Here is an 11,403-nt window from a genome sequence, read left to right as displayed (position 1 = left end):
ATGGCACAAAAGATAATCAAGCCGGTCATGTCGGCCGATGAAGCCGTAAAAAACGTCAAAGGCGGCATGTCCGTCATGATCGGGGGATTCAACTTCGGCGGCGTTCCCTACACGCTCGTCGAAGCGCTCGAGAAAGCCGGCACCAACGGACTGACCATGATCTCCAACGACACGAGTTACGCTGACGTCGGGCACGGCCGGCTTGTGGCCGCGGGACAGATCAAAAAGGTCATCGCCTCGCATATCGGCATCAACAAGAAGACCGGTGAGCAGTACAACGCCGGCACGCTCGAACTGGAACTCGTTCCTCAGGGAACTTTCGTCGAGCGCATCCGCGCCGGCGGCTTCGGTCTGGGCGGATTCCTGACGCCTACCGGCGTCGGCACCAAAGTGGAGGAGGGCAAGCAAGTCATCGAAGTGAACGGCAAAAAATATCTGCTCGAACTGCCGCTGCGCGCCGACGTGGCGTTGATCCGAGCTCACACGGCCGATCGCATGGGCAACCTGACCTATTTCGGCACGAACCGCAACTTCAATCCCACCATGGCCACCGCGGCCGATCTGGTGATTGCCGAAGTCGATTCGATTGTCGACGTGGGCGAGCTTGACCCCGACAACATCGTGACCCCCGGCATTCTGGTGGACATCCTGGTCGTGAAGGGAGACAACTATTATGCTGCCCGTACTTAACGAAGACGTCGTCCGCAATCGTATTGCCAAACGCATCGCTCTGGAGTTTGAAGACGGCGACGTGGTCAATCTCGGCATCGGCATCCCCACGCTGGTCTCCAACTTTGTGCCCGAAGGACGCCGTCTCATCATTCAGACTGAAAACGGCTGTCTCGGCGCTGGCCCTGAGCCCGAGCATAAAGATTACCGCTTTATCGGCGCCGGCGGACGCTTCCTCACGCCGCTGCCCGGCTGCTCGTTCTTCGGCAGCGACATGAGCTTCGGCCTGATCCGCGGCGGACATGTCGACGCCACCGTTCTCGGCACGCTGGAAGTCGATCAGGAAGGCGACCTCGCCAACTGGATCATCCCCGGCAAACTGCTGCCCGGCATGGGCGGAGCGATGGATCTCGTCGTCGGCGCCAAACGCGTCATCGTCGCCACCACCCACTGCGATAAAAAAGGACATTCCAAAATCCTCAAAAAGTGCCGCCTGCCCCTGACGGCGGTAGGCGTGGTTTCCCTGATCGTCACAGAGTTCGCCGTGTTCTCCATTAAAGACGGCAGAATGACCCTGCTGGAAATCGCGCCCGAAGTGACCAAGGAAGACGTCCGCGCTCACACCGAAGCGGACTATGCCGAGGCTGAAAGCATCACGCAGATGAAAGGCACGGAAGTGTCAGAAACGGAGGCGGTGAAATAAAATGAGCAACCCCGTTATTATCAGCGCAGCGCGTACGGCCGGGGGAAAGTTCGGCGGCGCGCTTTCCAAGATGAGCGGCCCAGAATTGGGTGCCATCGCACTCAAAGCGGCAGTTCAGCGTGCCGGCGTCAGAGGCGAGGACATTGACGAAGTGATCCTCGGCACCGGCTGGCAGGCCGGCGTCGGCGCCAACCCCGCCCGTATCGCCATGTACGGCGCCGGCATCTCCAGCTCCGTTCCCGCGTTCACCGTGAACATCCGTTGCGGCTCCGGCCTGCGCACCATCATGCTGGCGGCCGACCGCATCCGCCTCGGGGACGCCAAAGTCATCGTCGCCGGCGGCATGGAGAGCGCCTCGAACGTCCCCTATCTTCTGCCCAAGGCGCGCTGGGGCTATCGCATGGGCGAACAGAAAGTTCTCGACGCTCTGCACAAAGACGGCTTCTTCTGCCCCGTCGCTCAGCACCTGATGGGGGAACTGTGCGAAGAGATCGCCGCCGAGTACAAAATCTCGCGCCGGGAACAGGACGAATTCGCGCTCGCTTCTCATCAAAAGGCCGCCGCCGCTGCGGCAGCCGGACTTTTCAAGGACGAGATCGTTCCCGTCGCCGTCAAGGACAAAAAGATGGGCGAGATCGTCTGCGACACCGACGAGATCTTCCGCGCCGATACCTCGCTGGAGAAACTCGCCAAACTCCCTCCCATCTACAAAAAGGACGGCGGCACGATCACCGCCGGCAGCAGTTCGGCCCTGTGCGACAACGGCGCGATCGTCATCGTAGCCGACCGCGAATGGGCGAAAGAACGCGGCCTCGAACCGCTGGCCGAGATCCTTGGCTACAGCGTCGCGGCGCTTGACGCCGAGCGTTTCCCGCTTGGCCCCGTTGTCGCCATGCCCAAGGCGCTGTCCAAAGCCGGACTGAAACTGAGCGACATGGATCTGATCGAGATCAACGAAGCGTTTGCAGCCCAGGTCATCGCCTGTCACCGCGAAATGCCGTTCGACATGGAAAAGCTGAACGTCCACGGCGGCGCGATCGCCCTTGGGCATCCCATCGGCGCGACCGGCGCCAAGATCGCGACTACGCTGATCAACGCGCTCGGGCAGCAGGGCAAGGAGCTCGGCATCGCTTCCGCCTGCATCGGCGGCGGCCAGGGCGTGGCCATGGTGGTGCGCAGAATCTAATCGATCGGCAGCATGATCATTTTCAAGAGCACTTCTCAAACTCGGTGAGAGGTGCTCTTGAATTCTGTACGGGCTGACGGCGGCGGAGCGGTGTATCGCAGCTGGTACTCTTTCTTGGTAAAAAGCATTGGCATAGTTTGCAGGGAGCGGCAAGGAAGTTCAGTCGCTCAGAACTACCTCGACTGCTGCGCAGTTCGCTTTGTGAATCTTCCTCGCAGCGCCCTTGTGTTCAGTCTTTTAATTGAGAAATAGTATGGGTCTATTTTCGCCAGGCTGTTCATCTGAGGGACTTAGCGCAGATGAGAGCGGTGCTTTCGCGTTTTTTGTCCGATCTGAGCTACCACCCGCGTCCGCCGCCTCCACCCCCGCCGCCTCCGGAAAATCCGCCGCCGGAGCCGCCTCTGCTCCCCGAAGACGAACCGGGGGCGCGCGCGGCGGCGCCGAGGCTGGAAGAGAAGCCTTTGGAGAAGTCGCTCAGCCCGTGGGCGATGCCGTCGCTTCTCCAAAGGGCGTGCGCGGTGCTCGAGCGCCAGGCGGGGCTGTCGTTCCACACCGGCTGCCAGGCGGCCGCGGCGAGGACTTTTTCGAAGCGGTTGGCCCACGTTGCGGCGCAGTTCATGGCGACGGCGTAGGGGAGCAGTTCCTCGAAGAGCTGCGGCGTATCGTCGGGGGCGTTCAGCATCTCCAGGCGGTCTTTTTCCGCGGCGGTGATGAACATTTTCAGTCCCAGCGCCTGCTCGAACTGTTTCCGTCCTTTGTCCGTCCAGAAGATCAGCTTTTTACCCAGCGGCAGTCCCAGCAGCGCCAGCACCGCGCCCGCGAAGACCAGGGGACGGTCGCTGCTGTGCGCCGCGGCCGTCGCCAGCAATGCCGCAACGAAGACGCCTGCCTGCGCCGCAAAGAAGCCCTTCAGGCTGAAGCCGTTCCGCAGCGAGCGCGCGAAGCTTCGCGGCGCGAGCGTGGGCTCTCGCCGCGCATACCGCAGCGACAGGAGCGCCAGCGCGCCCAGGAGCAGGCTGACGGCTCCCCACTCGGCGGAGACGGCCTCGGTCAGCAGGAACAACGCCCCCGTTGCCGCCGCGCCGGCCAGCAAAGCTGAATAAGCGCGGCGCAGCGGCGCACGCCGGTCAAGAAAGTTGCCTTCGGCGCGTTTTTGGGCGTCGCCTTTGATCAGTTCGAGCGACTTTTCGAAACGTTTGCGATGGGCGTTGGTCACGTTCAGCGCTTCCTGGGAGGAAGAAGGGAAGAGCGCGCCCATCAGCGCGGCGGGCAATCCGTCGGACGGCGCGCCGCCGGCCTTTTCGAGGCGGTAGCCGCCGCGCCGGTCGCCGCTGATTTTCAGCGCGCCGTTTACCGCTAGGGCGATCAGCTCGGCGCTGAGGCTGGCAAAGTCGTCGGTCCCGCGCGTGAGGCGCCGCGCCAGCGAGGGCGTCATGCCCCTGGGCGCGTGAAAGAGCGGGATCACGGTGATTTCGCCGCTGTGCTCGCCGCGGGCGCGCAGCGCGCCCCAAGTGAGGCAGGATGCGGCCAGCGCCGCGCCGGCCCACATCAGCCCTCTGGCGATGGCGTCGCCGTGGGCGGAGACGAAATCCTCGAAGCGCTCGCCGAAGGAAGGCTGCGGCGCCGCGACGACGCCTTTCGGCCACGAATACACGACGGTCAGTCCTTCGCCGGGCTGCAGAGGGCGCGTCGTGAGAACGGCGCGGGAATCGTCGAGGCGCGCGCCGTCGCTCGACGTGCTGCCGTAGTGTCCCGCGTACCATGCGACGCGGTTGAATCCATCGCCCGCGGCCTTGCCCGGCAGGGCGAGGCGGAACGAGACGCTTTGAATGGGGAGATCCCAGTCGTTGCCGGTCACGTTCCAGTACAGCTCGTCGTGGTCGGCGAAAAACCCCAGCTGCTTGGTGGTGCGGTAGGTCAGCGACAGACGGTGGACGCCGGGTGAAAGCGTCCGAGCGGGATCGCCGATGCGGATAAAACGGCCGCGCCCTTCGTTCGACTCTTTCCACGGCAGTTCGATCCCATCGACGGAGGTGGACAGCACCTTCAGCCCCACGGCGACGGGACGGCCGTTCTCGTCGCGATAGCGGACGGGGATGCCGCGAACGATGCCGCGGCTGATCTTGATTCCCATGGCGACGAACTCGAGGTCTTCGCGCACGGTCAGCGAAGCGTCTTCGTTGACCGTGGCGCCGACGTCGAAGCGGAGGATGCGCTCGCGCCGCGGCGCGCTTCCTGCCGCCTGCACCGCGCCGCCGAGGCAAAGCGCGCCAAGCAGCGAGAGAAACCACGCGAAGGGAAAACGGCGGGCGTTCATGACCTAATCCCGGATCTCGACGGCGACGATATCGTGGTCGGGATGGTCCTTGCGCCTCGTGGAGCGGTGGCGGATGCGCGTCTCCGTCTCCTTCACCTCACCTAGCTTGTCGCGGCCGATGCCGACATAGCCGATGTAGTCGAGATTGTTGTTCCAGTTGTCGAAGCTGTAGCCGTATCGCAGACCCAGCAGCGGGAAGTTCACTTCCTTTTGCGGGTCGGGACTGTTGTAGTCGCCGAGGATGAACGCCGGCTTCTCCAGACGCTGCGCCAGCTCGTCGAGCTTTTTCGTCTGCGCGGCGCGCTTGGCCAGGTTGTAACGCGCCGCGTACTCGGCGTCGCTCTTGCCGATCGTGGTCATGCTCTTGAGATGGACGTTTGCCAGCGTGTAAATATTGCCCGAGGCGTTGTCCTTGAAGCGGGCCACCAGCGGCGGGCGGTCGAAGAGCTTGAACTTGCGCCCCTCGAAGCGTCCCGTCCGATTGGCGTAATACAGCTGCGGAGTCCCGACCAGCGTGACCTTGGACGGGTTCCAGAGGAAAAACAGGTCCTGCGTGCCGTCGGTGTCGTTGCCGAAATATTTCCAGCCCGGCAGCGCCGTGGCGGTGAAAAAGCGCATCGTGGCGTTGCCCTCGATCTCCTGCAGCGCCAGCACGTCGGCGCCGCTGCGGCGGATCGAATCCGCCAGCTCGCGCATGTCCGCGGGCGTGTAGGGCTGGGAACGGTCTTCGCTGGAACCGCTCATGGTGAAGAATTCGATGTTGAACGTGCCGATCGTCATGGCAAAAGCCGAAGCGGCGCTCAGAAGCATGGCGAACGCGGCGGCCAGGGCGCGGCGGAACGTTTTGTTCACGGTGATTCCTCCTTAAGGCAAAAAAATCTTAAAATCTATTCTAGCACAGACGGCGTCCGCGAAAGCGTCCGTTTGGAATTTGCCTTAACGCGCGCAGATGGGTATAATCAAAAAAGATCCCGGGGTTTTCCCGTGAAGTTCATATCGATCATTCCAAGGAGGCAACATCACAATGAAAAGCGCAGTTGCAACGACAAAGGCTCCCGGCGCCATCGGCCCCTATTCGCAGGGCATCGCCACCGATTCCATGGTCTATACCTCCGGCCAGCTCGGCCTGACGCCCGACGGCAAACTGCCCGAGACGATCGAGGAACAGACCATGCAGTCGCTCGAGAACGTCAAGGCTGTGCTCGAAGCTGCCGGCAGCTCGATGGACAAGGTCGTCAAGACCACCGTCTTCCTCAAGGACATGAACGACTTCGCCGTCATGAACGGCATCTACGCCCAGTACTTCAAGGAGCCGTTCCCCGCCCGCAGCGCCGTGCAGATCGCCAAGCTGCCCAAGGACGGCAAGGTCGAGATCGAGGTCGTGGCCGTCAAGTAGTCATTACGCTTTTGAACGGCAGCTCCTGCGGAGAAACGGCGAGGCGAAGCAGGATCGTAACGTTGAACGTCGGTTCCAAAAACGAAAGCGCGGGGAGAAGTGAACGGTGACGGTCCGTTCATCTCTCCCCGCGCTTTTGTCTTTCATCGGATCGTATTCTTTGGGTTTTCTCCGCTTCGCTGCTTCTCCGCGGCGGGTCTTGTCTCGAATTCAGTACCCCAATTTTTCGCCGACGATCACCGCCTCCATGTCCATCGACTTCTCCTTTTTCATGTACACGACCAGCGTGTTGCAGATGCGGTCGGGCGACGAGCAGTCGTAACATCTGTCTCCTCTGGCGGCGCACGGCGTCTTGAAGCCGAAGCGCGAGGCGTTGATCACCGCCGCCGTGTTGCGGGCGCGGAAAATCGCCGCCTCCAGCGTCGGCTCGATCTTGTTGGCGCTGAAGACGAAATAGACTTTTTCGTGCCCCCACAGTGAGCCGGCGACGCGGTTGCCTGAACTGTCGATGTTGACCAGTTCACCCGTTTCCGCGGCGGCGTTGACCGACAGCATGAAGACGTCCGCCGTCATGGCCCGGTCCGCCGCGGCCTTGAACTCCGCGCCGGAAAGCGGCGTGGGATCGTAAACGACGTTGCGCTCGCGCAGGCGTTCGACCAGCCCCATCTCCAGCAGCGTGTGCGAGTCGCCGAAGCCCACCGTTTTGCCGCGCACGCGGGAAGCCAGATAGTCGGCGGCCGCTGCGGCGGCGGCGAAATAGACGGCCTGAAAACGGTTGCGGCGTAAATTGGCGATGAATTTTTCACAGGGCATGGGCTCACCTCCGAAAATTTTTTTGCGGCAGCGCCGACGATGCTTCCATTATAAAAGGATTCGGCCGCAGGGCAAGCCGTTTTTGCATTCTTTTGCGGAAAATGAACCGGCGCGTCGGACGCGGTTAAAAAAAATTCTCGACGCGTGGTTTTTATGTTATCATATTCCAGTTGGCTTGTTAAAATTGAATTCGCTCTGCAAGGGGGCATGTCCATGGATAAACGGTTGAAAATCGGCGGACTGGCGCTTCGGGCGGCCTGCCGGCGGGAACTGGCGACGTTTTTGAACGTCACCGTCGGCACGCTGCTCATCTGCCTCTGCATCGCCGCGCTGATCGAACCCTACCAGTTCGCCAGCACCGGCGTGACCGGCGTCGGCCTGATCACCAACTACCTCTGGGGGATTTCGCCCGTCTGGGTGCTCACCGGCGGCAACGCGCTGCTGCTTGCCTGGGGTTGGAAAGCCCTGTCGCCGCGCTTCGCGCTCTGGACGCTGTACAACACCCTGCTTACCACCCTGGCGCTGCCGCTGTTCGAGATGTTCCGTTATCCGCTGATCAGCAACACGATCCTGGCCGCGCTGTTCGGCGGCGTCGTCGGCGGCCTCGGCATGGGCATCCTCTTTCGCGAAGGCGCTTCGTCCGGCGGCATGGACGTGGCGGCGGCCGTGGCGAAAAAACGCTGGGGCGTGGACGTCGGCTCGGCGTCGTTCTTCGTCAACGTCGGCATCCTCGTGCTGTCCTTCGTGGCCGTCGATTTCGAGCGCGTCCTCATGGGAGCTTTCAGCCTCTACGTGGAATCCGTCGTCATCGACTGGGTGATCAAATCGTTCGACCGCCGCACGCAGGTCATGGTCATCAGCGCCAAGACCGGCGAGATCACCCGTTTCATCATGGACTCGCTGGAGCGCACAGCCACGCTCGTGGCCGCCAAAGGAGCGTATCGCCGCGCCCCCATGGAAATGATCATGGTCATCCTCACGCGCCGTCAGGCCGTGGAACTGAAGCGCTTCGTGCGCTCCATCGACCCGGGCGCGTTCCTGATCCTCAGCGACGTCTCCGAAGTCGTCGGCGAAGGTTTCAAGAAGTGGGAAGCGTCCTAGAGCAAAAGCTCTGCGCGTAAAATTCCGATTTATGCTATTCTCAGTATAAAAGGCCGAACACAAGGGCGCTGCGAGGAAGTTCAGTCGCTCAGAACCATCTTGATTGCTGCGCAGTCTGCGCAGTTCGCCTTGCGAATCTTCCCCGCAGCGCCCAGCAAACTCTGTTAATGCTTTTTATCGAGAAATAGTATTATTTTCATCGTTCAGACATCCCCAATCAAAAAAAGCCGGATAAGCCGCGGGAGTTTCAGCCCGTGTCTTATCCGGCTTTGTCGTTCCTTCGGGATTGCAACCCCTGACCGTTTTGCAGCACCTTCGCGCTGCAAAATCGATCAGAATCTTGCCGGCCGCGCCTTACCTCCTCCACGTGTCGGGGACGAACAGCAGCAGCACGGTGGTGAGCTCCAGGCGGCCGACGAGCATGGCGAAAGCCAGAGCCCATTTGCCGGCGGCGGGGACGGAGGCGTAGTTGCTGGCGGGGCCGAAGGCGCCCAGCCCGGGGCCGACGTTGCTGACGCAGGCCAGAGCGCCCGAAAAGGACGAGAGCAGGTCGATGCCCAGCGCCGCCAAAAACAGGCTGACGGCGATGAGGATGACGATGTAGCAGACGAAGAACGAGAGCACCGAACTGATCAGACGGCTTTCCTGCGGCTTGCCGTTGACGCGCACACAGAGCACGCGGTGAGGCTGGAGCGTGCGGATCATGTCGTTTTTGGCGTGGCGCGCGGCGATCATGAAGCGCACCACCTTGACGCCGCCCGAAGTGGAGCCGGCGCAGCCGCCGACGAGCATGATCGCCAGCAGCGCCATCTGGGCGAAATACGGCCACTGCAGCGTGTCGGTGACCATGAATCCGGTCGTGGTCATCAGCGTCACCGTCTGAAAGGCGGCATGGCGCAGCGCCTGACCGAACGGCATGTCCGGCCTGCTCCACAGCGCCGAGCAGGCGACGGCCGCGGCGACGATCAGGATGATGCGGACGTACCAGCGGAACTCGTCGTCTTTGAAATACGCGCCGAAGCTGCCGCGCAGGAACAGATAGTGCAGCGAAAAGTTGACGCCGGCCAGAAACGTGAACGCAGCGACGACCCACTCGACGGCGGGACTGCGGAAGTGGGCGATGCTGTCGTTGTAGATGGAGAACCCGCCGGTGGCGACGGTAGCGAAGGCGTGGGTGACGCCCTCGTAGAACGAGGCGCCGCACAGCATCAGCGCGACGACTTCCAGCGCGGTGAGGAAGATGTAGATCTCCCACAGGATCGCGGCGGTCTGCTGCAGGCGGGGCGTGAGTTTTTCCGGCAGCGGCCCCGGCGACTCGGCCTTGAAAAGCTGCATGCCGCCTCCGCCGATGAAAGGCAGAATGGTGAGGCTGAGGACGATGATGCCCATGCCGCCGAGCCAATGCGTGAGCGCGCGCCAGAGCAGGATGCCGCGGGGATTTTCTTCGATGTTGGAAAGGATGGACGCTCCCGTGGTGGTGAAGCCCGACATGGCCTCGAAGAACGCGTCGGTGAAGTTCGCCGTCGTGCCGTAGAGCGCGTAAGGCAGCGCGCCGATGGCGGAGGCCACGACCCACGAGAAGGAGACGATGGCGAACGCCTCGCGCACGCCGATGTCGCTGTGGCCGGGAGCGCTTTTGCGCGAAGGGCGCGTGACCAGCGCGAGCGCGACGCAGGCGGCCAGCGAGAAGAGCGCGCAGCGCAGCAGTACGGCGGCGTCGGGCGTGCCGTCGAACCACGCCCAGGCGGCGGGCAGGAACATGCTGCCGGAGACGATCGAACCGATCAGCGAGAGCACGAAGAGAACGACGCGGAAGTTCATGCCTGATCGACCTTGAAGAAACGCATCGCCTCGGGCATCATCTCGGCCATGGCGAAGACGGAGATCACGTCGCCTTCCAGCAGCGTTTCCGCGCCGCCGGGGACGAGGTACTTGCCGCCGCGCTTGATGATGGCGATCAGGATCCCCTTGCGCAGATTCAGATCCATGATGCGCTTGCCGACGGCGGGATTGCCGGGACGCAGCAGGAACTCGAGCATCTCCGCGCCGATGCGGTCGATCAGCGAGAGCATGCCGGCCGAATTGGGATAGCGGATGTAGCGCAGGAACGTGGACGCCAGCGTCTTGTTGGGATTGACGAGCACGTCCACGGGCAGCTTGCCCTCCAGATCTTCGTACACGTCCTTGCGCACGACGGCGATCGTCTTCACGTCTTCCTGCACGTTGGCCAGCGCGGCGATGATCACGTTCATCTCGTCGTTGGACGTGGCGGCCACGACCCCGTTGGCTTTGTCCACGCCGAGCTGGAGCATCAGATCCTTGTCCATGCCGTCGCCGTTGATGACCTTCACGTCGGGGAACTCGCGGGCCAGCCGCGCGCATTTTTCCAGATCTTTTTCGACCAGCGTCGTCTCCACGCGCGGCACGTTGGAGCTGAGCCGGTGCGCCAGATTGGCGCCCAGTTTGCCGCCGCCGACGATGATGACGCGCGACAGCCGTTTGTGATGTTCGACGTCGAACAGCCGCATCAGCGCCGGGACGCGCTCGTGCAGCGTGACGGCGAAGCACAGGTCGCCCTCGCGCGCCGTCCAGTCGCCGGAGGGCACAAAGCCGTCGTCGCCGCGTTCCACGTAGACGATGATGGCTCCCAGTCCCGGATACTTGACGCCCAGCTCGCGCAGGCTCATGCCGCAGATCGGCGAATCGGCCTCGACGCGGAACGCGAAGCTGCCGGCGCGGCCGTTGAACAGCTCCGACGAATGGACGGCGGCGTTGAAGCGCAGCAGCGAAGCGATCTCGCGCGACAGCGAACGCTCCGGCGAGGCCAGCACGTCGATGCCGAGGTCCTCGGCCCAGTCGGGCGTGTCGGTGAATTCCAGATCCCTGACGCGGGCCAGCACCTGCCGCACGCCGGCGCGTTTGCTCAGCCAGCAGGCCATCAGATTCGTCTCGTCGCGATCGGTGCAGGCGATCAGCACATCCACATTGCCGCCTTTGACGACGCCGGCCTTTTCCAGCACGGCGGGACGCGCGCCGTTGCCGCGGACGACGCTGACGTCCTGTTCCTCTTCGAGGCGGGCGGCGGTCTCGGCGTCGCGTTCGATGATCACCACGTCCCGTCCCTCGGCGGATAGAGTGCGTGCCACCGTGCAGCCCACGTTGCCCGCGCCCACGACCACTATTTTCATGATCTCACGCTCCTGCGCCGCAGCGGAAAA

Annotated in this window: 10 protein-coding genes; 5 read left to right on the top strand and 5 right to left on the bottom strand. The window is 62.8% G+C overall.

Features of this window, described 5'->3' with window-relative positions; genetic code table 11:
- The 3 genes from FYJ74_RS09570 to FYJ74_RS09560 are packed head-to-tail and all read left to right on the top strand — an operon-like array spanning nucleotide 1 to nucleotide 2,558.
- Complete coding sequence (locus FYJ74_RS09570; protein WP_154529352.1) at nucleotides 1–690, top strand: CoA transferase subunit A; 690 nt, start codon at nucleotides 1–3, stop codon at nucleotides 688–690.
- The gene (locus tag FYJ74_RS09565; RefSeq protein WP_154529351.1) at nucleotides 674–1,372 is read left to right on the top strand and encodes a 3-oxoacid CoA-transferase subunit B; all 699 of its coding nucleotides are present in this window, start codon (nucleotides 674–676) and stop codon (nucleotides 1,370–1,372) included. The genes FYJ74_RS09570 and FYJ74_RS09565 overlap by 17 nt, the downstream gene beginning before the upstream one ends.
- 1 nt (nucleotide 1,373) lies before the next feature.
- Nucleotides 1,374–2,558 (top strand): thiolase family protein, encoded by a 1,185-nt coding sequence (locus tag FYJ74_RS09560; RefSeq protein WP_154529350.1) that lies wholly within the window; start codon nucleotides 1,374–1,376, stop codon nucleotides 2,556–2,558.
- Between the two features lie 337 nt (nucleotides 2,559–2,895).
- Here the strand turns inward: FYJ74_RS09560 and FYJ74_RS09555 are convergent, their stop codons facing one another.
- Nucleotides 2,896–4,875 carry a DUF2207 domain-containing protein gene (locus FYJ74_RS09555; protein WP_154529349.1) on the bottom strand — a complete coding sequence of 660 codons (1,980 nt, stop codon included), beginning with the start codon at nucleotides 4,873–4,875 and terminating at the stop codon, nucleotides 2,896–2,898.
- Between the two features lie 3 nt (nucleotides 4,876–4,878).
- Nucleotides 4,879–5,727: an endonuclease/exonuclease/phosphatase family protein gene (locus tag FYJ74_RS09550; RefSeq protein ID WP_154529348.1), complete on the bottom strand. Its 849-nt coding sequence runs from the start codon at nucleotides 5,725–5,727 to the stop codon at nucleotides 4,879–4,881.
- 172 nt (nucleotides 5,728–5,899) lie between these two features.
- On the opposite strand from FYJ74_RS09550, the gene FYJ74_RS09545 reads away from it, so the two are divergent.
- On the top strand, nucleotides 5,900–6,271 hold the full coding sequence (locus FYJ74_RS09545) for a RidA family protein (protein WP_154529347.1): 372 nt from the start codon (nucleotides 5,900–5,902) through the stop codon (nucleotides 6,269–6,271).
- Nucleotides 6,272–6,481: 210 nt separating this feature from the next.
- Here FYJ74_RS09545 and FYJ74_RS09540 read toward each other — a convergent pair whose 3' ends face one another.
- A complete protein-coding gene (locus FYJ74_RS09540; protein WP_154529346.1) occupies nucleotides 6,482–7,084 on the bottom strand; it encodes a lactate utilization protein in 603 nt (200 codons plus the stop codon).
- A 213-nt stretch (nucleotides 7,085–7,297) separates the two neighbouring features.
- Between FYJ74_RS09540 and FYJ74_RS09535 the strand changes: the two genes are divergently transcribed.
- A complete protein-coding gene (locus FYJ74_RS09535) occupies nucleotides 7,298–8,185 on the top strand; it encodes a YitT family protein (protein ID WP_154529345.1) in 888 nt (295 codons plus the stop codon).
- Nucleotides 8,186–8,539: 354 nt separating this feature from the next.
- Here FYJ74_RS09535 and FYJ74_RS09530 read toward each other — a convergent pair whose 3' ends face one another.
- Entirely contained in the window at nucleotides 8,540–10,006 is a 1,467-nt protein-coding gene (locus FYJ74_RS09530) for a TrkH family potassium uptake protein (RefSeq protein WP_154529344.1), read from the bottom strand.
- Nucleotides 10,003–11,373, bottom strand: a complete 1,371-nt coding sequence (trkA, locus tag FYJ74_RS09525; RefSeq protein ID WP_120372696.1) for a Trk system potassium transporter TrkA — start codon at nucleotides 11,371–11,373, stop codon at nucleotides 10,003–10,005. The genes FYJ74_RS09530 and trkA overlap by 4 nt, the downstream gene beginning before the upstream one ends.
- Nucleotides 11,374–11,403 lie beyond the last annotated feature (30 nt).

The organism is Pyramidobacter porci (assembly GCF_009695745.1).
Classification (GTDB): Bacteria; Synergistota; Synergistia; order Synergistales; family Dethiosulfovibrionaceae; genus Pyramidobacter; species Pyramidobacter porci.
This window is presented reverse-complemented; position numbering and strand designations above follow the sequence as displayed.